24 protein-coding genes and 1 pseudogene are annotated in these 25339 nt (G+C 62.7%); 17 read left to right on the top strand and 8 right to left on the bottom strand.

Translation table 11 applies throughout. The features are described 5' to 3' along the window. Positions 1–301 precede the first annotated feature (301 nt). The 13 genes from F3J19_RS15145 (at position 302) to F3J19_RS15085 (ending at position 11847) form a co-directional block, all read left to right on the top strand. The gene (locus tag F3J19_RS15145; protein ID WP_167042675.1) at positions 302–535 is read left to right on the top strand and encodes a hypothetical protein; all 234 of its coding nucleotides are present in this window, start codon (positions 302–304) and stop codon (positions 533–535) included. 94 nt (positions 536–629) lie between these two features. Beyond that, on the top strand, positions 630–800 hold the full coding sequence (locus F3J19_RS15140) for a Flp family type IVb pilin (protein WP_167042673.1): 171 nt from the start codon (positions 630–632) through the stop codon (positions 798–800). 139 nt (positions 801–939) lie between these two features. Then, positions 940–1482, top strand: a complete 543-nt coding sequence (locus F3J19_RS15135; RefSeq protein ID WP_167042671.1) for a prepilin peptidase — start codon at positions 940–942, stop codon at positions 1480–1482. A 35-nt stretch (positions 1483–1517) separates the two neighbouring features. Next, positions 1518–2342 carry a Flp pilus assembly protein CpaB gene (gene cpaB / locus F3J19_RS15130; RefSeq protein ID WP_167042669.1) on the top strand — a complete coding sequence of 275 codons (825 nt, stop codon included), beginning with the start codon at positions 1518–1520 and terminating at the stop codon, positions 2340–2342. 100 nt (positions 2343–2442) lie between these two features. After that, entirely contained in the window at positions 2443–4359 is a 1917-nt protein-coding gene (locus F3J19_RS15125; RefSeq protein ID WP_167042667.1) for a type II and III secretion system protein family protein, read from the top strand. Positions 4360–4380: 21 nt separating this feature from the next. Then, positions 4381–4707 (top strand): hypothetical protein, encoded by a 327-nt coding sequence (locus F3J19_RS15120; protein ID WP_167042665.1) that lies wholly within the window; start codon positions 4381–4383, stop codon positions 4705–4707. Between the two features lie 54 nt (positions 4708–4761). Then, complete coding sequence (locus F3J19_RS15115; RefSeq protein ID WP_167042663.1) at positions 4762–5973, top strand: AAA family ATPase; 1212 nt, start codon at positions 4762–4764, stop codon at positions 5971–5973. Positions 5974–5994: 21 nt separating this feature from the next. Continuing rightward, positions 5995–7362: a CpaF family protein gene (locus F3J19_RS15110; protein ID WP_167042661.1), complete on the top strand. Its 1368-nt coding sequence runs from the start codon at positions 5995–5997 to the stop codon at positions 7360–7362. A 22-nt stretch (positions 7363–7384) separates the two neighbouring features. Continuing rightward, on the top strand, positions 7385–8362 hold the full coding sequence (locus F3J19_RS15105) for a type II secretion system F family protein (protein WP_167042659.1): 978 nt from the start codon (positions 7385–7387) through the stop codon (positions 8360–8362). Positions 8363–8405: 43 nt separating this feature from the next. Next, entirely contained in the window at positions 8406–9371 is a 966-nt protein-coding gene (locus F3J19_RS15100; protein ID WP_167042657.1) for a type II secretion system F family protein, read from the top strand. Between the two features lie 41 nt (positions 9372–9412). Beyond that, positions 9413–9883: a TadE/TadG family type IV pilus assembly protein gene (locus F3J19_RS15095; protein WP_205192896.1), complete on the top strand. Its 471-nt coding sequence runs from the start codon at positions 9413–9415 to the stop codon at positions 9881–9883. Next, positions 9880–10374, top strand: a complete 495-nt coding sequence (locus F3J19_RS15090; protein WP_167042655.1) for a TadE/TadG family type IV pilus assembly protein — start codon at positions 9880–9882, stop codon at positions 10372–10374. Before F3J19_RS15095 ends, F3J19_RS15090 begins: the two co-directional genes overlap by 4 nt. 147 nt (positions 10375–10521) lie before the next feature. After that, entirely contained in the window at positions 10522–11847 is a 1326-nt protein-coding gene (locus F3J19_RS15085; RefSeq protein WP_167042653.1) for a VWA domain-containing protein, read from the top strand. Positions 11848–11867: 20 nt separating this feature from the next. Here the strand turns inward: F3J19_RS15085 and F3J19_RS15080 are convergent, their stop codons facing one another. The 4 genes from F3J19_RS15080 to F3J19_RS15065 form a co-directional block, all read right to left on the bottom strand. After that, positions 11868–12512, bottom strand: a complete 645-nt coding sequence (locus tag F3J19_RS15080) for a trimeric intracellular cation channel family protein (RefSeq protein WP_167042651.1) — start codon at positions 12510–12512, stop codon at positions 11868–11870. Beyond that, positions 12509–13777: a M20 family metallopeptidase gene (locus F3J19_RS15075; protein WP_167042649.1), complete on the bottom strand. Its 1269-nt coding sequence runs from the start codon at positions 13775–13777 to the stop codon at positions 12509–12511. The genes F3J19_RS15080 and F3J19_RS15075 overlap by 4 nt, the downstream gene beginning before the upstream one ends. Positions 13778–13863: 86 nt before the next feature. Beyond that, positions 13864–14313 carry a MarR family transcriptional regulator gene (locus F3J19_RS15070; RefSeq protein ID WP_167042647.1) on the bottom strand — a complete coding sequence of 150 codons (450 nt, stop codon included), beginning with the start codon at positions 14311–14313 and terminating at the stop codon, positions 13864–13866. Between the two features lie 142 nt (positions 14314–14455). Beyond that, positions 14456–14983 carry a GNAT family N-acetyltransferase gene (locus tag F3J19_RS15065; protein ID WP_167042645.1) on the bottom strand — a complete coding sequence of 176 codons (528 nt, stop codon included), beginning with the start codon at positions 14981–14983 and terminating at the stop codon, positions 14456–14458. Positions 14984–15425: 442 nt separating this feature from the next. On the opposite strand from F3J19_RS15065, the gene F3J19_RS15060 reads away from it, so the two are divergent. Beyond that, positions 15426–18203, top strand: coding sequence for a LuxR C-terminal-related transcriptional regulator (locus F3J19_RS15060; RefSeq protein ID WP_167042643.1), 2778 nt, complete (start codon positions 15426–15428; stop codon positions 18201–18203). Between the two features lie 44 nt (positions 18204–18247). Continuing rightward, positions 18248–18362, top strand: a pseudogene (locus F3J19_RS32650) (IS3 family transposase); the annotation flags it as partial. A 147-nt stretch (positions 18363–18509) separates the two neighbouring features. On the opposite strand, the gene F3J19_RS15050 reads toward F3J19_RS32650, so the two are convergent. Continuing rightward, complete coding sequence (locus F3J19_RS15050; RefSeq protein ID WP_240158961.1) at positions 18510–19976, bottom strand: amidohydrolase family protein; 1467 nt, start codon at positions 19974–19976, stop codon at positions 18510–18512. Between the two features lie 492 nt (positions 19977–20468). Here F3J19_RS15050 and F3J19_RS15045 point away from each other — a divergent pair, with 492 nt between their 5' ends. After that, positions 20469–21335: a MipA/OmpV family protein gene (locus F3J19_RS15045; RefSeq protein WP_167042641.1), complete on the top strand. Its 867-nt coding sequence runs from the start codon at positions 20469–20471 to the stop codon at positions 21333–21335. A gap of 140 nt (positions 21336–21475) precedes the next feature. On the opposite strand, the gene F3J19_RS15040 is transcribed toward F3J19_RS15045, so the two are convergent. From F3J19_RS15040 to F3J19_RS15030, 3 genes are all read right to left on the bottom strand, one after another. Beyond that, a complete protein-coding gene (locus tag F3J19_RS15040; RefSeq protein WP_167042639.1) occupies positions 21476–22018 on the bottom strand; it encodes a thioredoxin family protein in 543 nt (180 codons plus the stop codon). Between the two features lies 1 nt (position 22019). Beyond that, positions 22020–22736 (bottom strand): cytochrome c biogenesis CcdA family protein, encoded by a 717-nt coding sequence (locus F3J19_RS15035; protein ID WP_167042637.1) that lies wholly within the window; start codon positions 22734–22736, stop codon positions 22020–22022. 179 nt (positions 22737–22915) lie between these two features. Next, complete coding sequence (locus tag F3J19_RS15030; protein WP_167042635.1) at positions 22916–23890, bottom strand: LysR family transcriptional regulator; 975 nt, start codon at positions 23888–23890, stop codon at positions 22916–22918. A 322-nt stretch (positions 23891–24212) separates the two neighbouring features. Between F3J19_RS15030 and F3J19_RS15025 the strand changes: the two genes are divergently transcribed. Beyond that, a complete protein-coding gene (locus tag F3J19_RS15025) occupies positions 24213–25259 on the top strand; it encodes an alpha/beta hydrolase (RefSeq protein ID WP_167042633.1) in 1047 nt (348 codons plus the stop codon). Positions 25260–25339 lie beyond the last annotated feature (80 nt).

Below are 25339 nucleotides of genomic sequence, written 5' to 3'. Positions count from 1 at the left end.
CTTTGGCGAGGGCCGTTTTCGCGGTCAATTTCGTTTTTACCGAACCAGGGAAAGTCCCAGGAAAAAAATCCCGAGCCCCAATTGACGGGCCTCTACGCGGAAAGCGAAGTGTCCGGCGCGGTGCGAGAAATGTTGCGGAATCAGCACATTCAGGACGCGATTTCGGTGGCGTACGCGAGGGCATCCGGCGCGGACCCGCATGTTTGCTGCATTCGTGCGTAGCTGGCCCCGTCCTTGCGATAGGTGTGGCACGAGTGCCGGCCTCGAGCCGACACCGAAAAATACACAGTACGGGGGAAGTATGAACAACCAGCTCACGCGACTGAGCGAGCGCCATCACGGCAGCACGGGCCATGCGCCGATGCTGCACCGGCGGCTCGCGGCCACGGCGCATCGGTTTGTCCGCTGGCTGCGCCTGCGCACCGGCGGCGCGCGCAGCGCGCTCCAATTCTCCCGTTCTTCCCGGTTCGTCTTGCCCGGTGTCTCGCTTGTGCGTGTCAGCGCGCAAATGACGAGGCATGGGCGGCGAAGCTAGCCTGCCGTCCGTTTTTTCCGCAGTGCCCGTAGTGCTTTCCCTCGCGCCAATTCCGGCCAGGGGCTTTTAATTAGACATCCAAAGGGAGTCAATCATGAAGAACGTTATCGCTCAAGCAGTCCGTTTTGTTCGTGACGAAGACGGCGTGACGGCCATCGAATATGGCCTGATTGCCGGCCTGATCGCACTCGGGATCATCGGTGGCGTCACGACGCTCGGTACGAACCTGAAAACGATTTTCAGCAGTCTCGCTTCGTCGGTATAAGTCCGGTGCCGACGGACGAACGCTCCGATTCGTCCGTCGCCGCCGTGCGATTGCCCAGCACGGACCTGGGCTCCTCATTTCCAATCCTGCCGCATCGGCGGCACGGGTTGACTCACTGACTAACGATAGCGAGGCCATCATGACGCTGCCACCCTTGCCGCCGCATCCCGTGCCGCTTTGCGTGATCGCGCTGGTGATCGTGAGCGCCAGCACGGACATCACGGCGCGGCGGATTCCGAACCGCGTGATCGCGCTCGGCCTCGCCGCCGCGCTGGCCGTGCAGACCTGGCTTCACGGCCCGCTCGCCGGTCCGCTCGAATGGCTCGCCGGCGCCGCCTGCGGTTTCGCGCTGCTGCTGCCGTTCTATCTGCTGCGCGGCATGGCTGCCGGCGACGTCAAGCTGATGCTGACGATCGGTGCGTGGGTCGGCGCGGCGCTGACCTGGCGCATCGTGGTCGCGACGTTTCTGATCGGTGGCATCTGGTCATTGGCGTTCGCGTTGTACACAGGCCGCTTTGCGCGCCTGCTCGTCAATCTGCGGCAGCTAACGAGTGGCGGGTTTTTGGCGTCGCTGCGGCAGTCGAATCTGAATACGGCGGAATCCATCTCGGTCGGTGCGATTCCATACGGCGTCGCCATTGCGGCGGGAACCCTCGGGATGCTGTTCGCGGCCGCGGTCTAGCCAGGCGTCTCCATGAACCATGCAGGAGTGTTGCCATGAAAAACAGTCGTGCTTTAGTCATGCTGACGATCGCCGTGCTGGCGGGCCTCGCAGCCGTGAGTTTTGCGTCGCGATGGTTGTTGCAGACGTCCTCGGGCGCGGTGACGCCGGTGGCGGTCGCCTCGGGCGACATCAGTCTCGGCCAGCCGCTCAACCCGAACCTGATCCGCATGGTCAGCTGGCCCAGTGCGAGCGTGCCGCCCGGCGCGTTCGCCGACGGCAAGGCGCTCGACGGGCGCGTGCTGTTGACGAGTCTCGCGCCCGGCGAGCCGGTGCTCGAATCGAAGCTCGCGCCGCAGGGCACGAAAGGCGGCCTGTCGGCGGTCATCGGCGCGGGGCATCGGGCGATCACGGTGCGCGTGAACGACGTGGTCGGCGTGGCGGGCTTCGCCCTGCCGGGCAACTACGTCGACGTGATCGTCAATACGCAGGAAGCGGGCAAGGCCGACGCGCAGCAAAGCATTTCGAAGATCGTGCTCGAAAAGATCCTCGTACTGGCGGTCGCGCAGCAGGTAAGCCGCGACGACACCGCGCCAAAGGTGGTCAACGCGGTGACGCTCGAAGTCACGCCCGAGCAGGCCGAGAAGCTCGACCTTGCGCGCAGCGTCGGCACTTTGTCGCTGGTGCTGCGCAACCAGGTCGACAAGCAGACCGCGAGCACCGAAGGCGCGACCAAGCTCTCGCTGCTCGACATGCCGGCGTCGGCGCCGGCGCCCGAGCCGGTGCCGACGGTGCGTACGCACTATGTCGCGCGTCCGGCGCCGAAGCGCAACTGCATCGGCGTGCTGTCGGGCGTGACGGGCAGTGTCGAATGTTTCTAGGGCGGCTGCGGCGCGCCGGCTGACGAAGCGCCGCGACCTGAATAACAAAGGCAGTCAGGAACGTCTCGATCCACACACTTCGAGCGACGGGGGCAGCAACATGAAAACAGAACAACGCTTCTTATCCGGCAGCGGCCTGCGCTGTCGCGCGCTCGGCGGCACGATGCTCGCCGCGGCGCTGTGCACCGGCCTCGCGGCCATGCAGGATTGCGCCGCGCAGAACATGCCCGGCGGCCAGATGCCGGGCTGGGGCATGCAGAGCCCGCCGCTGCCGGTCGGCCGCGGAGCCGTGCCGATGCTCGTCAGCAATGCGGCGATTCCGAGCGCGATGGCGAGCGGCAAGGCGGTGGCTTCCGCGCAACTCACGGGGCCGAATTGCACCGGCGAGATTCGCGACGAGTCGAACGTATCGGTGCCCGTTGGCAAATCGGTTCTCGTGCCGCTCGCCGAACCGGCGCGCAATCGCACGCTCGGCAACCCGGTGGTGGCCGAGGCCACGCTCGTCTCGCCGCGCACGCTTTACGTGGTCGGCATGGCGGTGGGCACGACCAACATGATCGTGCAGGGACGCAGCGGCTCGTGCCAGATCATCGACGTGAGCGTCAGCGTCGATGCGGAAGGTTTGCAGCGCACGCTCTCGCAACTGTTGCCGAACGAGCACGGCATTCGCGTATCGAGCGCGGCCGGCAACCTCGTGCTCGCGGGCCGCGTGTCGAGCTCGCAGGCCGCGCAGCAGGCGATGGGCATCGCGAGCGCCTACGCGGGCGCCCAGCCCACGCAGCAACAGCAGGCCAGCACCGCGAGCTTCGGCAATGGCGGCTCGATCTCGCAGCAGAGCACGAGCGTCAGCAAGGGATCCGAAGTCATCAACATGATGACAGTCGATTCGCCGCAGCAGGTGATGCTCGAAGTGAAGGTCGCCGAAGTGTCGAAGACGCTGCTCAACCAGCTCGGCTCGGCGGTCAATATCCAGGGCGGTTTCGGTTCGTGGACCGGCGCGATCGTGAGCTCGCTGCTCGCGGGCGTCGGCAACGGCGTGCTGCTCAGCAAGGCGAACAACAAGCCGTTCAATCTGGCGCTCGACGCGCAGAAGAGCGATAGCCTCGGCAAGATTCTCGCCGAGCCGAACCTCGTCACGCTGAGCGGACAGGAAGCCTCGTTCCTCGCGGGCGGACGCGTGTTCATTCCGGTGCCGCAAAGCAACGGCACGGGCGGCTCGACGATCACGCTGCAGGAAGAAGAGTTCGGCGTCGGCCTCAAGTTCACGCCGACCGTGCTCGCGGGTAGCCGCGTCAACCTGAAGGTCGCGCCGGAAGTGTCGGAACTGTCGCCGACCGGCGTCACCGTAACGGCGACCGGCACCAGCGGCACGGCGATCCTGCCGCTCATCACGACACGCCGCGCGTCGACGACGGTGCAGATGAACGACGGCGAGAGCTTCGCGATCGGCGGGCTGATCCAGAACAACGTCACCGGCGCATTGAAGGCGCTGCCCGGCATCGGCGAATTGCCGGTACTCGGCACGCTGTTTCGCAGCACGTCGTTCCAGCAGGATCGCACCGAACTGGTCTTCATCATCACTGTGCATCTCGTGAAGCCGCTGCCGCCGGGAGACATTCCGCTGCCGACCGACAGCTTCGCGCAGACGTCCGACGCGATGGTCTACGCGACCGGCAACATGGAAGGCCGCCGGCCGGCTGCCCAGACCAAGTCGGCAACGACGCCGAACCCGAATGTGCCGCAAGGGACGCCACCGGCAGCGCCGCAAGCCGAGCCGCAAGCGCAACCGGCGGCGCAAATGCAACCGGCGGCACCGGCCCCCGCTCCGGCGCAAGGGGCGACGACCGCACCGGCGGCCTTGCTGCCGCGCGATACGCAGGCGGACCGGCCCGCGCCATCGGCGGCACTGTCGGACGACCGGACCGCGACGGTGGCGGCGCAAGCGGGCGGCACCACGGCCCACGCCGCCGGCGGCGACGGGCCCGCGCTCGCCAAAACCGATCCGGCCAACCAGTAACGCGCTGCGAAGGGGACTCTCATGAAACTCGAACATCTTGTGACGCATCTTGCGACGACTCGCCGCGCGGCGTTGCTGCTGGCGCTCTACGCAACCCTGGGCGGCTCGTTGAGCGGCTGCATGACGAGCACGCCGATCTGGGACGCGCACTTCGGCGAAGCCGTGCGCACCGTGACGCGGATGCAGATCATCGATCCGCACGCGGGCGAGCACACGCCGTCCACGCCGGGGGTCGACGGCAAGGCCGCCGTGGCCGCGCAGGACCAGTACGACAAGTCGTTCCAGGCGCCCGTCACGACCATCAATCCGTTCGTGATCGGCATCGGCACGAACGGCGGCAGTCAGTGAAGCACAGCGCGGCGACGTCCGCCGGATAACCTTGATCGCTTGGGCGAGAACATCATGATCAACATCCTGGCCCTCTCTGAAGACAGCGCGCGGCTCGCGCAGATCGCGCATCTGAGCGGCGAATGCGGCGACTATCGCTTCACGCGCGCGACCGGCGGGCCGTCGCTGCTCGGCGAGCGCGGCGACAGTCTCGACGCGTTCGACGTGCTGATTGTCGATGCGGCGTCGCTGAAGGACGCGGAGCTGCCCGTGGTCGAACGTCTGCATCGCGCGCATGGGCGGCTCACCTGCATCCTGCTGATTCCCGATGCGTCGCCGGATACGCTGATCGCCGCGATGCGCGCGGGCTTTCGCGACGTGCTCAACTGGCCGCTCGATCCGCGCCAGCTCGGCGACGCGTTGCAGCGCGCGCAGTCGCGGGGTTTGCAAAGCGGCACGCGCGATACCCAGGTGCTGTCGTTCGTGTCGTGCAAGGGCGGCGCGGGCACGAGCTTTATCGCCGCGAACGTCGCGCATGCGATCGCGAGCCTGCCGCAGAAAAAGCGCGTACTGCTGATCGATCTGAACCAGCAGTTCGCCGACGCCGCCTTTCTGGTCTCCGACGAAACCCCGCCCTCGACGCTGCCGCAAGTCTGCGCGCAGATCGAGCGCATGGACGCCGCGTTCTTCGACACGAGTCTGATGCACGTCACCGAGAACTTTCATATTCTCGCCGGCGCGGGCGATCCGGTGAAGGCGGCCGAGATCAAGGAAGACCGCCTCGAATGGATGCTCGGCGTCGCGGCGCCGCATTACGACTTCGTGCTGTTCGATCTCGGTCAGACGCTCAATCAACTGTCGATGCTCGCGCTCGATCGCAGCGACCAGATTCATGTCGTATTGCAGGCGAGCATGCCGCACGTGCGCGCCGGCCGCCGGCTGCAGGAAATTCTCTGCTCGCTCGGCTATGCACAGGAGCAGATGCGCCTCGTCCTGAACCGCTACACGCGCCACGGCGAACGCGCGCGCACGGCGCTCGAATCGGTGCTCGGCATGCACGCGTACCAGGTCATTCCCGAGGACGCCGAGGCCGTGACCGAGGCGATGAACCAGGGCCTGCCGGTATCGAAGACCGCGCGCAGCAGCGGGGTCGCGCGCAGTCTGCAAACGCTCGCCGAGAACATCGTCAGCCGCGCGACGACGTCGGAGCGCAAACGCGCGAAGAGCGATTCGCTGTTCGCGCGGCTGCTCGGCCGTCAGGCGGCGCCGAAACTTGAAACGCTGTAATACCTGAGAAGGGGAGAGGCCATGTCGCTTCGTGAGCAGATTTCCGCGCAACGCGCGCAACCCCTGGGCGAGCGCCAGGACTCGTCGGGTACGCCGGCCGGCATGCTGCGCGCTGCCTATCAGAAACTCAAGCGCGAGATTCATCAGGCCGTGCTCGAACGTGTCGAACTCGAACGCCTGTCGCGTTTGCCGTCCGATCAGGTGCGCCAGGAGATTGCCGCACTGATCGGCCGCATTCTCGAAGAGCAGAAGGCGCCGGCCAACGATCTCGAACGTCGGCAGCTCGTGGGCGACGTGCACGACGAAATGTTCGGCTTCGGTCCGCTCGAAGTGCTGCTGCGCGACCCGAGCGTGTCGGACATTCTCGTCAATACGTATCGCCATACCTACGTCGAGCGGCGCGGGCGGCTCGAAGCGACCGACGTGACCTTCTACGACGACGCGCATCTGATGAAGGTCATCGAGAAGATCGTTTCGGGCGTGGGCCGCCATATCGACGAATCGAGCCCGATGGTCGACGCGCGCCTGCCGGACGGCTCGCGCGTGAACGCGATCATCCGGCCGTGCGCGGTCGACGGTCCGTTGCTGTCGATCCGCCGTTTCGCCGCGAACCCGCTGCAGGTCGCCGATCTGGTCGAACTGCAAAGCCTCACGCCGCCGATGGCCGAAGTGCTCGATGCGCTCGCGCGCGCGAAGGTCAACATTCTCGTGTCGGGCGGCACGGGCAGCGGCAAGACCACGCTCCTGAACGTGCTGTCGGGATTTATTCCGGATGACGAACGCATCGTCACGATCGAGGACGCGGCCGAACTGCAATTGCGCCAGCAGCACGTGCTCAGACTCGAAACGCGTTCGCCGAACATCGAGGGGCGCGGCGAGATCACGCAGCGCACGCTCGTGCGCAACGCGCTGCGGATGCGGCCCGATCGCATCATCCTCGGCGAAGTGCGCGGCGCCGAAGCGCTCGACATGCTCAATGCGATGAACACGGGCCACGAAGGCTCGCTGTCGACGATCCACGCAAACACGCCGCGCGACGCGCTCACGCGCCTCGAAAACATGATTAACCTCGGCGGCCTGTCGCTGCCGACACGCACGATGCGGCAACAGATTTCGTCGGCGATCTCGGTCGTCGTGCAGGCCGCGCGTTTGACCGATGGACGCCGCAAGATCATCAGCATTTCGGAGTTGACCGGCATGGAAGGCGACATGATCAACATGCAGGAGATCTTCGTGTTCCGCCGCGCCGGTGTCGATTCGAAGGGCAACGTGCGCGGACATTTCTGCGCGACCGGCGTGCGGCCGAAATTCGCCGAGCGCCTGCAGGCATTCGGCGTGGCGCCGTCGGATCAGATCTACGATCCGGCCCGCCGCTTCGAGACGACGTGATTCGCTGTTTCAGGAGACTTGCATGAACCCGATCTTCTACGCCGCGATCATCCTGCTCTTCGTGGCCGTGGTGCTTGCGACGAGCGGCGTGTACGAGTACTGGGACAGCCGGCATGGGCCGACCGCGCGGCGCGTTGCCGCACGGATTCGCGCGGTCTCCGCGGGCGGCCAGGTGAGCCGCGAGCGGCTGTCGATTCTGAAGACGCGCATGCTGGCCGAGTCGGCGTGGCTCACGCGGTTTTTGCTGCTGATCCCGCGCGTGCATGCGCTCGATCTGTTTCTGCAGCAGTCCGGGCTCCAGTGGTCGGTGGGCCGGCTCGTCGGCACGTGCGCGGTATTGCCGCTGTTCGTGCTGATGATCGGCGCGAGCGTCGCGTTGCCGTGGTTCGTCTCCGTGGCGATTGCCGTGTTCGCCGCGCTGTTGCCGATCGTCTATGTGCAGCGGCGGCGCAATCGCCGCATCCGGCAACTGGAGCGGCAGTTGCCCGACGTCTGCGACATGCTGGCGCGCGCGCTGCGTTCGGGCCATGCGTTCACGGGGGCAATCGATATGGTCGGCACCGAGTTCGCCGAGCCGATGAGCGGCGAATTCCGCATCGTGTTCGACGAGATCAACTATGGCGTGTCGATCAGCGAGGCGCTGACGAATCTCGCCACGCGCGTGCCGATTCGCGATTTGCGCTACTTCGTGATCGCGGTCGTGATCCAGCGCGAGACGGGCGGCAATCTCGCCGAAGTACTCGACGGCATCACGGCGCTGATTCGCGACCGCTTCAAGCTGTTCGACAAGGTTCGCGTGCTGTCCGCGGAAGGCAAGATGTCCGCGTGGGTGCTGGGACTGATGCCGTTCGGCGTCGGCGCCGCGATGATGGTTCTCAATCCCGACTTCCTCGACATACTGTGGCGCGACTCCACCGGCGTAAAAATGGTCGTGAGCTCGGGCGTCGGGATGCTGTTCGGCATCTTCTGGATGCGGCACATCGTGAAGATCCGGGTTTGAGCGCGTCGTACCGCCCGCGAAGAACAACTACCGAGGAGAGACCATGCAAACGCTGAACATCACGCAGATTCTGCTGCTCGCCGCCGTGTTCGCGATCGTGTTCGCGGCCGCATTCGGCGTGCTGCATCTGGCCGCGCCGCGCGACATGAGCCGGCGCATCGAGCAGGCGGGCGGCGCGAACGTCGTGCCGGCGCCGGAGCAACTGGCGCCATCCGCGGACACCGCGTGGTACGAAAAGCTCGTCGAAATTTCGCAGCCGATTTCGAAGCTGTCGGTGCCGAAGGAAGGCTGGGAGCAATCCGCGTTGCGTGTGCAATTGATGACTGCGGGGTGGCGCTCGGCCAACGCGGTGCCGATCTATCTGGCCGCGAAGACGGCGCTCGCGATCCTGTTGCCGTTTCTCGCGATGCTCGCGCTCTACGGCTCATCCTTCGCGCCCACGCTGCTCGGACGCTCGATCGTTCTCGTGCTGCTCGCCGGGCTCGGCTATTACCTGCCGAACGTCGTGCTCGCAAAGCGTATTGCCGCGCGCAAGCGCAGCCTCGTCGAGGACTTTCCCGATGCGCTCGATCTGCTGACGGTCTGCATCGAGGCGGGGCTCAGTCTCGATGCGTCGCTGATGAAAGTGGGCGAGGAAATCCGCATGCGCAGTGCGGTTGTGGCGAGCGAACTCGAACTGATGCTGCTGGAAATGCGTTCCGGTTTCTCGAAGGAAAAGGCGCTGCGCAATTTCTCCTTGCGCACGGGCGTGGAAGATATCGACGCATTCAGCGCCATGCTGATTCAGGCCGAGCGTTTTGGCACGAGCATCGGCATGTCGCTGCGCGTGCTTTCCGACACGCTGCGCACGCGGCGGCGCATGCGTGCCGAGGAGCGCGCCGCGAAGATTGCGCTGAAGCTGCTGTTTCCGCTGATCTTCTGTATTTTTCCGGCGCTGCTCGTCGTGCTGATGGGACCGTCGATGATTCATATCTATCGGGAACTGCTGCCGAGCATGGCGGGCGCCTGAGCCTGCGCAGGCCGTTGCCTGTCAATACATACGAGAGTGGGATGAGAGAAAAAGAACGCATAAAACGAAAAACTCAACGGGGCGCGGCGGCGGTCGAACTCGCGCTTGTGCTCCCGCTACTGCTGGCACTGATATTCGGCAGCGTGCAATTCGGCTGGTTCGTCAACAACTATCTGATGCTGACGAATGCCGCCGCGCTCGGCGCGCACCAGCTTGCGTCGGAGCGCGGGTACGCAGCGCCGTACACCGACACGGCGAATGCGATCAACACGCAGACAGGCGCATTGAAAGGCACGTTGACGATCTCGATGAGCGTTGGCGGTACGTCATGTACGAGCGACAGCACGTGCGCTAGCGCGTTGGGTTCGGGCACGCAGGCGCCCGCGGCCGGCACGCAGGCGATCGTGCAGCTCGGTTATACGTTTGCGCCGCTGTTCGGCGGCGCTTTGTTTGGCCTGAAGAGCATCATGCCGTCGAGCCTGAGCGCGAGCATGTCGGAGGTGGTGCAATGATTTCAGGCACGAGACCGACGCACCGATTACGGGGAGCGTCGGCGCTGAAAAAGCAGCAAGGCGTGGCGGCGGTCGAATTCGCCCTGCTTGCGCCCGTGCTTCTACTGATTGTGCTCGGCGTCGCGCAGTTCGGCTGGCTGCTCGGTAACTACATGATGGTCGCGAACGCAGCCTCGGCGGGCGCGCGCTATTTCGCGTCGCAACGCGGCACCACCAGTCCGTATACGGCGACGCAGACTCAGGTGAACGCGTCCGCTTCGCTGCTCAAGACCTCGAATCTGTCGATCGCGGCGTCGGTGAACGGCACCGCCTGCACGAGCGATTCGGCCTGCGCGTCGGGCCTGACGAGCGCCGGCGGCACGTCGGCGGTCGGAACGGCGACGGTGACCGTCTCGTACACGTTCGTACCGATCTTCAAGGGCAGCCTGTCCGGTCTCTACGCGATGATGCCGACCACGCTCAATGCAAGCGCGGTGGAGCGCGTGCAATAACCGATGTGAAAAAGCCGGTGTAAAAAAACGGGTGTGCTAAAGAAAAGCACACAAAAGGTCTGTGTGTAAAAAGAATGCGTGCAAACAGACAGCATGCAAAAGACCGCAGGCGGAAAAAAGCGGTTCAACCGTTTGAGAGGAGAATTCATGAGAAGAACGATAATCGGTCCGCGCGGCGCGCTTCGTCGCCAGCGCGGCGCCGTCTCCATCCTCGTGGCGATTTCGATGGTGATGCTGTTGGGCTTCGCCGCGCTCGGCGTCGATCTCGGCTATCTGGCCTACAGCCAGAGACGCCTGCAGAGCGCAACCGATGCCGCGGCGCTCGCGGGCGCGGTGGATTTGTGGACACAGTCGTGGGCCACCGCGTCGAGCAACGCCCAGGCGTTCGCGGCCGGCAACAACAACACGCTGCCCGGCGGCGTGATTCCGGCGGCCGCGACGATCACGGGCCTCACGTTGTCGAGCGTCGCGCTGCCCTACAAGCAGGCCGCTTCCGGCTACAACGGCATCCAGGTCACGCAGCAGGCCACCGTGCCGCTCTATTTCGCACGAGTCTTCGGCAAAAGCCAGCAGACGATCTCGGCAACCTCGAAGGCGGGCGCGGGCGGCGGCGCGGAGCCCGCGCTCTACAACGTAATGATCGTTCTCGACACCACGCGCTCGATGGCCACCACGACGGACAGCAACTGCAAGAACGCGAAGGGAGCCGCGCAAACACGGCTGCAATGCGCGCAGGCCGGCGCGTTGCAACTGTTGACGGGTCTCACGAACGCCGGTGACAACGTCGGCTTGATGGCGTTTCCGCCGCAAACTTCGTCGACGTACAACTTCTCGTGCTCGGGCAAGTCGCCGACCATTGCGAGCAGCTATTCGGCTTCGAGCGCGAGCTACCAGTATTCGTCGCCGAGCTCGGGTTATCTCGGCAGCAACGGCCAGGTCAGCACGAGTTCGGGCATCGTGCAGGCGCTCGGCGGCGGCAGTTGCAGCGGCCTGCCGGCGCCGGGCGGTCTGGGCACGTTTTACGCGCAGGCGATTACGGCGGCGCAAACTTCGCTGGCCGCCACTGCGTCAACGCAGCATCCGCCCGGCCAGAACGTGATTATTCTGCTGAGCGACGGCATCGCTTCGTCGACGACGACCCAGTTGGGCACGACCTATAGCAGCACCTACGGCAGCGAGTGCCAGGCCGCGATCAATGCGGCTTCCGCCGTGAAGAACAATACGGGCACGTTGATCTATACCGTCGCGTATCTCGGCGGCGAGTCCAATTCGGCGCCGAGTTGCGGCGACGGCGCCGGCGCCGATAAGCTCACTGCGTGCAATACGATGGCGTCGATCGCCTCGGGGCCGTCTTATTTCTATTCGGACACCTGTGCGAACGCGGCGGGCGGCACGAATAGCCTGAATGCGCTGTTTTCGCAGATCGCCTATAGCCTGACCAAGCCGCGGCTGATTCCGCTGGCGGCGAGCTAGTTGCAACGCTTCGGCGCGCATTACCGGTGGTCGTGCGTTTCGGCCGCGCTCTTTCCCTGAAAGATCGGCAGGCGCCAGCCGTAACGCAGCGACGCGAGCCGAACCAGCACGCAGGCGAGCGTCGCGAACCAGGGTGTCCACCAGTCGGTCCAGCCCGCATACGAAAAGCCCACCTGCACCGATGCGCCGAGCAGCGCGGCCGATGCGTAGATATCTCGCTCGAGAATCGCGGGTACGCGCGAGAGCACCACGTCGCGCATCACGCCGCCGCCGACCGCGCTGACGATGCCGAGCAGAATCGCGAGTTCGGCGTTGTGGCTATGCACGAGCGACTTCTGCGCGCCCGACACCGCGAAGAGGCCGAGCCCGATCGCATCGAAGAACAGCACCGGTTGGCGCAGTCTGCGCACTTGCGGATACGCGAGAATCGTGACTGCCGAGGCGGCCAGCGCGGTTGCCAGGTAATGCCAGTTCGACAGGCCCGCGGGCGGAATCGCACCGATGCAGAGATCGCGCACGATGCCGCCGCCGCACGCGACCATGAACGCGATCACGACGATGCCGAACAGGTCGAGCCGCCGTTGCCGCGCGGCCACCGCGCCGCTGATCGCGAATACGAACGTACCGACCAGATCGAGAAGGGTATAGACCGCGTGCGAATTCACAGTGCTTGTTCTCGCTGATCGAACCAGGCGCCGGCTGCGCACAGCATCGTTTCGATGCCGGTGCGCAGCGTCGGGTGAAGCAGCGGGGCGAACTTTGGCGAATGGTTGCTCGGGATTTCGTTGAGCTTCTTCGCCTCGCGCGCTTTGCGGAAGGTCTCGGGATCGGTGCTGCCGACGAACCAGAACGAGTACGGCACGCCCCATTCGCGGCCGAACAGGCTGAAGTCTTCGCTGGCGGCGGCCGGTTGCGCCTCGTACGCATGCTTGCCGAAGCGCGCTTCGAAGGCGTTGCGCAGACGCTCGGTGGCGGCGGCGTCGTTGACCGTGAGCGGATAGCTCGACAGCGTGGTGAATTCGGGTTCGCGCGGCGCGTTCGACGCCACGCATTCGGCACAGCAGATGCGGCGGATCGCGCCGAGCATGTACTCGCGCACGTCTTCGTCATAGCTGCGCACGTTGAGCTTGAGCGTCGCGTCGTCGGGGATGATGTTCTCTTTCGTGCCGGCCTGTATCGAGCCGACCGTCAGCACGGCGCTGTCGCTCGGCGCGATTTCGCGCGACACGATGGTTTGCAGACGCAGCGTGGTGGAGGCCGCCATGATGACCGGGTCGATCGAGGTTTGCGGCTGCGAGCCGTGCGAACCGCGCCCGAACAGTTTGACCTTGAGGCTGTCGGCGGCCGAGAGGATCGTGCCGCTGCGATAGCCGACCGTGCCGGCCGGACCGAACATCACGTGCTGGCCGAGAATCACGTCGGGCTTCGGAAAGCGCGTGGTCATGCCGTCGTCGAGCATGCTGCGCGCGCCGCGCCCGATTTCCTCGCCGGGCTGGAATACGGCCATCAGCGTGCCGCGCCATGCGTCGCGATGCTCGGCCATCAGACGCGCGGCGCCGAGCAGCCACGTGACGTGCATGTCGTGGCCGCACGCATGGGCGACGCCGACTTCGATGCCGTCTTCGTCTTTCGCCTTCACCGTGCTCGCATAGGGCAGGCCGGTGGCCTCGGCCATCGGCAGCGCGTCCATGTCGGCGCGCAGCATGACCGTGGGACCGTCGCCATTGCGCAGCAGCGCGACGACGCCCGTGATGCCGACATGGCGCGTCACCTCGTAGCCGAGCTTTTCGACGTAATCGGCGACGATGCCCGCGGTGCGCACTTCCTGCATCGACAGTTCGGGATGCTGGTGCAGGTCTTTGTAGATGGCTTCGAGTTCGGGCAGAAGCGCGTCGATGGCACTCGACGTCGTTTCGATCAGCTTCGACATGGAAGACTCCTGGTTGCAGGATGAGCAGTAAGAAAGGCTGAAAAGAAGAGGCCGCAAAAAAACGGCGGGCAAAGTCGCCGGGAAGATCAATGCGGCGGCGTGCTCACGGACTCGCGTGCCAGCAGGCTGTTCGATAGTTTGCTGAGCAGCTGTTCGAGCAGCTTGCGCTCGCTGTCGCTCAGCACCGTGGCGAGCTGCGCTTCCATCGCGAGGCCCAATGCTTCCGACGCTTTCGCGACTTTCAGCCCGTCGGGCGTGGCGCGCAGCGCGATGCTGCGGCGGTCCGACGAATGCGCGTTGCGCGTGATGAAGCCGCGTGTTTCAAGCTCGGTGAGTACTTTGGAGAGCAGTGTCTTTTCGATCAGCGCGCGTTGCGATACCGCGGTGGGCGTGATGTCGGGCTCGGCGCAGACGAGGCGCAGCACGCGCAAGGCGCGCACGTCGAGGTTCCAGCGCTCGCGATAGACCACGTTCGCGCGGTTGGTCAGCAAGGCGCTGGTCAGATCGAGCCTGAAAGTCAGAAAGTCCGAGTACAAGATTGCTCCGCGTGTCGACCGTCGTGCCCGTTGCGGACACGACGGCCATTATAGGCATGTAGTTGAAATTTTCAATTACATGTTTGTGGCGGAGTTTCGGCGTAGTGGGCGAGCCAGTGAATGGCCCGGTGTTTGCTTCGGCTCAAAGCTGCTTGCAATAGAAGGTCGTGCTGCAGAATGCGCCGTCGGGCATCAGCGCGTAATTCGGCACGTTGCCCACGCGCTGCCAGCCGGCGCGTTGATAAAGCCGCTCGGCGTCGCCGCCGGTGACGGTATCGAGCACGAGAACCGACTTCTTTTCTTTGCGCGCGGTGCGATCTATTTCGTCCATCAGATGCTGCGCGATTCCGCGCCGGCGTGCTTTTCGATGCACGAGCATCTTTGCAACGTCGGCGCGATGTGGCTGATTTTCCGGCTGCGCGGTAATCAACTGCACGGTGCCGACGATTTCTCCATGGCCGTCTTCCGCGATCAGCAGCGCACGCTCGCCGCGCCCGACGCCCTCGGCGACGCCGCGCCAGAACGTCAGCGCGGTTTCCCGCGAGATCGGCAGCATGAAGCTGACCGAGGCTCCACCTTCCACGCAGTCGATCAGCACATCGGCCAGCGCTTCCAGGCAGGCCGAAACCTCGTCGGCGCCGACGCGCCGCACAGTCACATTGCCAATCATCCGGTTCTCCTGTCCAGTATTACCGTTATTACAGTTGTATATTTTTTGTTATAGTTTATTTTCACTATTATGTGAGTATATGCTGATGCGGGTCATGGCTAAATCGAGGGAGCATGAACGCTACGCATTGCATGAACGTCTCGCACACCTGTTCAGATGCACTGAATTAGGGCAGATTACCGGCATATATCAAGAGACTGCCGGGCACAGTCGAACACAAGAACGACTGACAACCCGCCGAATGGATTGACGAGGCAATTCATTCGGTGTGCGCTACCTTTTCGGGCGGCACTGCCGGCCGGATTGACAATGGCCTTATCGGCCATCCTCTGCCATGCCGGCCACGGCGGCGGTGCATTCATCGGCCGAATTAAGCGCTGATAGAACACCTGCTGAGAAAACTGAACGACCCGCGGTTGATCCCAGGAGACGGAGGGTGCTCATGGAAACGCCTTCAGACTTTGCCGACAGAACATGGAGCGCGTCGTTGATTCAGACCAAAATGGTGCCGCCGCTTCTTCCTTTTGGATGCGTTCGCCGGCACGCGCTGCTCGATCGGCTGAGCGAACAGCAGACTCATGGCATAACCGTGGTGACCGCGCCGGCGGGTTTCGGCAAAACGACGTTACTCGCGGGATGCAGTGAAGTACTTTCGCGGCAGGAGTATCCGGTTGCTTGGCTCAGTCTCGATGACGAGGACAATCAGGAGCAGCAGTTCGGCGCGTATCTGGTCGCGGCGTTTTGCCGGGTGTCGAAAGACATCGGCAGGCCGGCCCAGCAACTTTTGAATAGCGATGCGCGAACCTCCATCAAAACGATCATTTCCGTGCTCCTGAATGGAATCGCGGCATTCGGCCGACGTGTTTTCCTCGTGCTGGATGACGTTGATCGCCTCACGTCGGCGCCTGTCATTGCCGTCGTGTCGCGTCTGCTCCGCTATGCGCCCGAAAATATGCACGTTTTGCTTGGCGCACGCGGCGAACCCGGCATGAAGCTCGGTCAGCTTCGGGCACCGGAGAAGCTCACGCGGATCAGTGCCAATGACCTCCGTTTTTCGATCGACGACGCGGAGAAATTTTTCGAGGAGACCTGTGCTTTATCGCTCGACCGTGCCAATGTCGAGTTGCTGAATGGCGTGACGGAGGGGTGGGTGGCGGGCTTGCAGCTGGCCGCCCTTGCGCTGCGTCAAACCAGCGATCCCGCTCAGGTAGTCGGCCGGTTCACCGTTACCCGCTCCGGAATCGACCGTTACCTGGACGATGCGGTGCTGACCCAGCTGCCACCCGCTATGCTGGAATTCCTGCTGAGCACATCGATTCTCGAACGGCTTTCGCCCGCCGTGTGCGATGCCGTCATGGCCGTCGAGGGCGGCAGCGGTGAAAAGCTCGAATGGCTCGAGCAGCATAACGTCTTTATCCGGCCGCTCGATGAACGGCGTGAATGGTATCGCCTGCACGCACTGCTGTCCGATGCGCTGCGGCGTCGTCTTCTCGCTCATATGCCGCAACAGGTTCCGGTATTGCATCAGCGGGCGTTTCGGTGGTTCGCGGAAAAGCGGCTGTGGTCGGAGGCGGTCAGACATGCATTGGCAGCGGGAGAATTCGAGCAGGCCGCCCAGCTGGTCGAGAACGGTGCAATGGAGATGCTCGAACGCGGCGAGTCACGCACGTTGCTGGAGTGGGTCGCGAAGCTGCCACCGGATGTCGTTCTCACGCGGCGCTTGCGTCTTGCCAAAGCGTGGGCGCTCGCTTTCTCGCTTCAAACGACGCACGCCATCAAGGAAATTCGTGTCGTTACCGATGAGATTTATCGGATGCGCCGCGAGAGTGCCTGCAGCATCGACGAAGTCGCGCTGGCGGAGGTGAATGCCATCAGCGGGATAATCGCCTCTGCCAGCGACCAGAGCGAACATGCATTCGAATTCGGGCACGCCGTCGCGACCTCATCGGCGATTGCGGCTCCCTGGGTCAATAGCTGCGCGCAATTCGCGCAATTCTTTGGTCTATTGCATCGAGGCGAATTCGACCAGATACGTCGGATATGGGGAGGCGCTCAAGATCGACCGGAACAGGGACGGGGGTCGATCTACACGGATCTGTTTCGAAACACGATGTACGGCCTTGCCGCGCAGATGCATGGCGAACTGGCCGAAGCGGGGAGAGTTCTCGAAGAAACGCTCGTGCGTGCCGAAAACGCTTTCGGCTACGCATCGTCCTGTGCCGTGATCGCGGCGGGTTGCCTGGTGTCGATTGTCTACGAATACAATCAACTTCCTCGCGCACGGAAGTTGATTGCGAACCGCACGACGATTGCCCTGGAGGTTTCTCCACTCGGCACGCTGCTCCGGCATGTGCTGACGGAGGCACGCCTGCTGCAACGCAACGGGCAAGTGGGGTCGGCGCTGGCTGTTCTTGAAGATGGCCGGCAGGTTGCCATAACCCGACAATGGCTGCGTCTCAAGATGGCGTGCGACGCGGAGACGGTCAGGTTGCTCCTTCATAGCGGTGACGTGACCCGCGCGAGGCAGATCGCTAACAAACTACGCGCGAGTATGCCGGTGGTGCTTGACGAGCAGGCGGGAGCCGCGACTGAAACCTGGACACACTACTGCTTCCTGCAGGCTCGGGTTCTGATTGCCGAAAATGATGCTGAAAAGGCAGTCGCTTTTCTCGTACGCCTGCTCGATGCTTTAGCGGCCAGGGGATGGCGTTATCATGAAGCGATTGCTTCCCTGTTGCTCTCGCTCGCATACGAGCAAGGCGGAGCGTCCGGAAGCGCGCTCGGCGCGCTGGATCGTGCGCTACGTCTCGGAGAGGCTGTTGGCATGGTAAATAGCTTCATAGACGAAGGGCAAGGAGTCCGCGCATTGCTGCAACGGTTTCGGTGGAACGCTGGGGGCGACTCCACGGTGGACGCCACCTATGTCGACAAATTGATCCATGCTTTCGATCACGTCGACACGCCGTCGTCTACGTCTCCCAGGCCGGTCAGGAACCTGAAGATGTCGTCTGAGGCTCTGAGTGCGCGGGAGTTCGAAGTACTCCGTTGCGTGGCCCATGGTCAATCGAATAAGGAAGTGGGCCGATCGTTAAAGCTCGCACCGGAAACGGTCAAGTGGCACATGAAGAACATTTTCGAAAAACTCGATGTCACTTCGCGAATTGAAGCCGTGCAGAGCGTGTTCGGATTCGGCGTGAGAGAGGGTAGCGACGCTATGTAGTCATTGAATGCCTTCCACGAGAGACGGAGTTGGCGCAAGTCAGATTCGAGAACATCGATGCACTGAAGGCCGGCATCAAACCGTACCCACTACTACAACCACAAGCGCATCGAGCTGAAATTGAAAGGGCTGAGTCCTGTGATGTACAGAACCCAGCCCTCACGGCCTAACCGACCAAATTGTCCAACTTCGCAGTGTCAGTTCAAGATTGTGCGCCCGTATTCCACGGGCACATGAAATGATTTCGCAGATTCAGACCGGGTACGTGCCGCGAGTTTTACGGCATGTACCCGGTTTGATGCTTCGTTATGCCTTGAGCGTGTTCTTGTAGAACTTGCCGTCTTTCATCACGATACGCAGGTTCTGCTCGGGGTTCGCGATAAGGTCGAGATTCTCGAGTGGATTGCCGTCTACGAGCAGCAGATCGGCATAGGCACCTTGTTCGAGCACGCCGAGTTTTCGCGGATACGGATTGCGATGGCCGGATAGCGCGAGCAGTTCCGCGTTGGTACTCGTGGCCATTTCCAGTGCTTCGGCCGCGCTGTACCAGCGCTTCATATGCGTGAGCATCGTGCCTTGCCGCGCGGCGAGCGTCTGCGAGAAGATCAGGTCGGTGCCGAATGCGACCTTGATGCCGTGCTTGCGCGCGAGCTTGTACATGTTGTCCGTGCCCGCGGAGACTTCCTGGAATTTTTCGATGCCCGGCCCGGAGAGCGGCGCGACATCGTCCTGGCTGACGAACGGTTGCGTGCTGAGCCATGTGCCGTTTTTTGCCATCAGCGCGGCGGTTTTGTCGTCCATCAGATGACCGTGCTCGATGCAGCGCACACCCGCCGCGACGGAGCGCTGGATCGATTCGTTCGTGTACGCGTGCACGAGGACATACGTGCCCCAGTCCGCGGCCGTATCGACGGCCGCTCGCAACTGCTTTTCCGTGAACGTGAGCATGTCGATCGGGCTGCGCGGGGTCGATACGCCACCGCATCCGACCAGCTTGACCTGGGTGGCGCCCTGAATGAACTGCTCGCGCACGCGCACGCGGACTTCGTTTTCGGTATCGGCAATCGCGCTGCCGCCGTCGAGTTCCGACTGGCTGACCCGCGCGCCGCTGCGCGGCAGATCGCTGAGCGGACGGAAGTCGCCGTGGCCGCCGGTCGTCGTGATCATCGCGCCGGACGGATAGATGCGCGGCCCGGAAATCATGCCGCTGTCGATCGCCTGCTTCAACGCGAACGAGGGGCCGCCCGCGTCGCGTATCGTCGTGAAGCCGCGCAATAGCGTGCGCTCGGCTTCGGCACTGGCCGCGAGATGCACGAACGCAATGTCGGATTGCAGCACGACCTGGATCGGCAGCGACGCGAGCAGCGAATGCCAGTGCATGTCGATCAACCCGGGCATCATGACCTTGCCCCCGCAATCGACGACGATCCTGCCCTCGGCCGAGGCGGGCTGGCCTTGCCCCAACTGACTGATGGCATTGCCTTCGACGACCATATACAGGCTATCGCGCAACGTCGACGATTTGCCATCGAACAGGCGGAAGTTCGTGAATAGCACCGGCCTGGCGGGTGCACTGGGCGGCAGGACACTTTGAGCGTGGCTGAGTCCGGGCAGCACCAGGCCCAGCATCGAAGCCGCAAGACCGGTAACGAAGCCGCGGCGCGACAGATCGGCACTGATGCGGCGGTTCGCATATTGCGCTTGTGACTTGTCACAAAGACATGAAAGAGAAGGACTGACTGCTTTATTGCCGATGTACTTTCCTGAAGGCATAGCTCACCCATAACGTAAATCATCGTGCATAGAAAGCCGCCGCATAACGATAACTCGCGGGGAAGAACGTCAATCGAGAAGAAGAGTATCGCCTGCGGCGCCAGATGGCAAATGTTGAACCGGTCAATGACGATGGAGATCACTGTTCAGAATTCATTCGCAAAGAGGCAATGAAATGAGAATTGAATTGTGAATTAATGTGACGACATTGCGAGATTAACTCATTGAACTGGATGATTTAAAAAAATTGACTTGCGACGCCTGAAAAAAAGCGGCTATGCTCATACCACTCGCCGGCACGGTGAGGATTCCGGAAGAACACGCAGTGGCATTGACCGCGCTATCGCGAACCGGTATGCGCATCCTCGCTTTTCAATAACGACAAAAGACATTTCCGCGGAATTAAGTTGCAGCACAGCATCGGTATTACGCAATCGACGTCAGGACCGGTGCCATTGCATCGTCCTGTTCATTTTCCACGGAGAAACCGAGATGATTGATGTGTCCACGCCACGCATGACCAAGGTGCTGGCCGGCTCCGCGTTGTCGCTGTTCGCCGTTGCCGCGATGGCGGACGATACGCTGGGCCTGTCGGAAAGTCTGTATTCGGTCGGCGCCCCGGAAATCACCCAGGCATCCGGAGCCGGCGCAAGCCCGTGGCATTTTTCCGTTGGAGCCGGGGTGGTGAACATGCCGAAATTCCCCGGCGCGAGCGGCACGAAATGGGAAGTGGTGCCGACGGTCAGCGCGAATTACGACCGCTTCTTTATCGGCGCCAATCCGGATGCGGCTTCGCTGCTGTCGCTCGGCGGCTATCTGTATCGCGACAGTAACTGGCGCATCGGCGCGGCCCTGACTTACGATTTCATCCAGCCGCGCAGCGAGTCCGACGACGCGCGGCTGCGCGGTCTCGGCGATGTCAAGCGTACCGCGCATGCCGAACTGTTCGGCGTCTATACCTATCAGTTCATTTCGGCGCGCGCGAGCGTATTGACCGATATCGCCGGCAACGATCGCGGCACGGTCGCGACCTTCGACGTGCTCGGCCGCTATCAGCCGATTCCGCAACTGACGCTCACCGCGGGGCCCGGTTTGACCTGGGCGAGCAGCAAGTACAACCAGACCTATTTCGGCGTGACGTCGGAGCAGAGCGCGCGCTCGGGACTGCCGGAGTTCTCGGCCGGTTCCGGTCTGAACCAGTTGCGCTTTTCGATAAACGGCGCGTATCGGATCGCGGCACGCTGGAATGTCGGCGCGAGCGTTTCGTTCGCATGGCTGCGCGGCGATGCGGGCGACAGCCCGATCACCGAGAAGACAAGTCAGATAACGTACGGGTTGTTCGCTAATTATCTGTTCTAGCTGGTTCATCGAATAGTCGCGCAATCATCGTCGAACGGTAAGCCCACCTGTGTTCGATTGTTCAGGCACCGGTGAGCTTCTTTCATTCAGCGAGCGACAAATCCCACTTTGTTGAACACCGTTTCTCCGGCAATGTCGCATCAACTCTTCTGCGCAAGCAGCGCCTGAATCTTTGCCTCGGTCTGCGCATAGTCGCCTTCTCCGAAGTGCGAATAGACGATCTGCCCTTTCTTGTCGATCAGATAGAACGCGGGCCAGTACTGATTGTTATAGGCATTCCACGTCGCATACTGATTGTCCTGCGCGACCGGGTAGCTGATGCCGAGCCGCTTGATCGCGGTCTTCACGTTACCGGTGTCGCGCTCGAACGGATACTCGGGCGTATGCACGCCAATGACCGTGAGTCCCTGATCCTTGTATTTCTGGTTCCAGCTTTTCACATACGGCAGTGTGTTCGCGCAATTGATGCAGCTATAGGTCCAGAAATCGACCAGTACCACCTTGCCGCGCAATTGCTGCAGTTTCAGCGGTTCGCTATTGAGCCATTGCGTGATGCCGGTGAACTCCGGCGCGGGCGGACCGTTTTCCAATGGCGCGGCGATGGCGGCAGTACTGGTGGCGGCCGTCGCGGCGAATGCACTGAAAGCGGCGGCAAGAGCGAATGTCCTGAGTCGGGCGTTCATGTCAAAGTCCTTTGAGTGAGGGGAAAAGCGCGGCGAGCCGGGCGTACAGCAGCACGTCGTATTGCAGATAGATGGCGAGTGCCGTCAGCATCACCAGTACGCCGAATACCTGTTGCAGACGATGCGCATGGCGCGATACGGCGCGTACATGCCGGGTCACGTAATGTCCGCCGTAGATGATCGCGAGCATCGGAATCGCGGCGCCGATCGCATACAGCGTGAGCAGCAGCGCCGACCAGCCGAGGTCCTGTGCCTTGACCACGAGCACGAGGATCGACGCGAGCACGGGGCCCGCGCAGGGTGTCCATACCGCGCCGAGCGACATGCCGAGCACAAAGCCGCCGGCGTTGCCGCTGCCGGGCTGACTGCCCGGTGCAATGGCCGCGCCGATGCGTTCGAGCGGCCCCTGCACTCGCGCGACGAGCCAGTCGTAGGGCCGGGGCCAGACGCGCATGAGGCCGGACAGTGTGAGCAAGGCGATACCCGTGTTGCGCAGCACCTGCTGCGCGACGTGGATGGTGCTGGACACCGCGCCTAGCAGCAAGGCGAACGACGCGAAAGTCAGAATAAAGCCGGCGACGATAAAGAGCGGTCGTGTACGGCTCGGCTGTTCGACCGACGTGCCGAGCAGAATCGGCATGACCGGCAGGACGCAGGGCGATGCGATCGTGAGCAGGCCCGCGAGCAGGGCGAGCGGCGTTTCGAGCGTGCTGTGCATGGTGGGCGTTCCGGTGGGCGGGTATGGCCGTATTGGAACGCCCGCGCGTATCTGGTTTATGTCGCGGGAATGAGGCGTGTGCAATGTTTTGTGTCTGCGTACCGGGTAGATACATTGCGACACAAAACAGCGGGCGGACGCAGCGTGGATGCGCCTTTACGCGCTGTGCGAATGTGCGATCAGCGAGTTTTGCGCTTTCGCGCTGTATTTGCCGATGGTCTCGCCGCCCGTTTCTTCGTTTCAGGCGGCGAGAACATCGGCATGCGCTCCTGAATCCAGCGCAGCAATTCGAGCGGAGCCGGGGCGAGCGGCCGGCCGGCTTTGACCAGTACTCGCGCCTGTGCGCCCGAGAAGAGCGGATGCACAACCGGCACGGTGGTCAATTCGCCGCTCGCGATTTCGCGGTACGCGGCGAATTCGCCGATCAGCGTCATGAAGTTTTCTGTAGTCACGAATCGCTTGAGTCCGCTCAGCGAATTGGTTGTTAGCGTCGAGCGGATCGAAACGTTCTCCGCCAATTCGGTCATCTTGACGACATGACCAATGCCGAATGTCGAGGGCATCAGCGCAAGAGGGTAGGCGCGCAGATCGTCGAGCGTGGCGGGGCGTTTCCTTTTAGCGAGCGGATGATCGCTTCTCAACAACAGCACGACGGGTTGCGAACAACTGGCGCGGGACTCGATGCGCGGATGCGGCGGCGGATTGTAGGCGAGCCCGATATGTACGCGGCTTTCCGCGATTTCTTCCTGGATTGCATCGACCGCGAGCATGTCCATGGCGATTTCCAGTTCCGGATATTGCGCACAGAACGGCGCAAGCACGTTGTCGACGAGCGTATCGACGAAGCCTTCGCTGACCGCGAGCCGGATATGCCCTCGCTGAAGACCTTTTAGCGCATGCAGCTGATCTTCGAGCTTCTCCTGCTGCGAGCGGTAGCCGCGCCAGAATTCGAGCAGATGCATGGCGGCTTCGGTCGGCTTGACGCCACGCGGCTGACGCTCGAACAGCACGGTGCCGAGTTCGTCTTCGAGCAGCTTGATCTGCCGCGTAATCACCGACGGCGATGTATTGAGGTTCTCGGCTGCGCCGCGAATCGTACCGTGGGTCAGGACTTCGTTGAAGTACCGAAGGCGTTGCTGGTTGATCTCTCGCATGGGCTCACTCGACCGCGGTTAATGCGTTGCTCATTGAGCAACGATATGTGAACTTAGTTGCTCTTGCTGTCAGTGGTTGGGGCTGCCATTATGTATCTAAGCCTTGCGACAGCGGCAATTCACCGGTCCTGCCGGCAAAGCACTGCGTTTCAGATTCGCGCGGTTGCGCTTTACCGCCTTTACCACCCTTACCGCTTTTACCCATTCATGTTCGTTCCGTTCGCGTTGCGATTGCGTGCGGTGGCATCGTCATGCCGTCGATTTTTGCCGCTGCACGAGAGACGGGCGCACGGGCCGGATGAGTCATTCAAGGAGAATCAGCATGTCGGATCAGATCAATAGTCGGCGCCGTCGTTTTCTCGGAACGGCCGTGGCGGGTATCAGCCTGCTCGAACTGGGACTGAGCGGAATCGCGCATGCGCAGTCGACCGACGCGACCGGCATCGCGAAAGCGGGGCCGCGCGTTACTTCGTTCGAGAAGATTCGCTCGATCGATGCCGGCACGCTCAATATCAGCTATGCGGAAGCGGGTCCGCAAAACGGGCCGGTGGTGATTCTGCTGCATGGCTGGCCTTACGACATCTACAGCTTCGCCGAGGTGACGCCGCTGCTCGCGGCCGCGGGTTATCGCGTGATCGTTCCTTATCTGCGTGGCTATGGCCCGACGCGTTTCCTTTCCGCCGACACGCCGCGCAACGGTCAGCAGGCCGTGGTTGCCGTCGACATCGTCAATCTGATGGACGCGCTGAAGATCGACAAGGCCGTGCTCGGCGGTTTCGATTGGGGCGCACGCACGGCGAACATCATCGCGGCGCTGTGGCCACAACGCTGCAAGGCGATGGTCTCGGTGAGCGGTTATCTGATCGGCAGCCAGCAAGCGAACCGCGCGCCGTTGCCGCCGCAAGCCGAACTGGCCTGGTGGTATCAGTTCTATTTCGCCACGGAGCGCGGCCGCGCCGGGTATGAGGCGAACCGTCACGACTTCAACAGGCTGATCTGGCACACGGCCTCTCCGAAATGGAACTTCGACGATGCGACGTTCGAGCGTACCGCCGCATCGTTCAATAACCCGGACCACGTTGCTGTGGTGATTCACAACTACCGCTGGCGTCTCGGTCTCGCGCAGGGCGAGCCGCAATACGACGAACTCGAAAAGCGTCTCGCGACGGCATCGGCCATTGCCGTGCCGACCATCACGCTCGAAGGCGATGCCAACGGCGCGGCGCATCCGGAACCGGCTGCGTACGCGAAGAAGTTTACCGGCAAATACGAGCACCGCAATCTGAGTGGTGATATCGGCCATAACCTGCCGCAGGAAGCGCCCAAGGCATTTGCGCAGGCTATTGTCGATGTGACGCGTATGACGTAATGCGGGCCGGCGAGTGCCGGCTGACTATTGCGGTTTCAGATCCGAACCCCAGGAGTTCAACACCGGCTTCTGGGTTTTTT

Origin of the sequence: Burkholderia sp. Ax-1724 (assembly GCF_011752995.1) — a bacterium.
Lineage (GTDB): Bacteria > Pseudomonadota > Gammaproteobacteria > Burkholderiales > Burkholderiaceae > Paraburkholderia.
The sequence above is the reverse complement of the archived record's forward strand: the minus strand, read 5'-3'. Positions and strand labels throughout refer to the sequence as shown.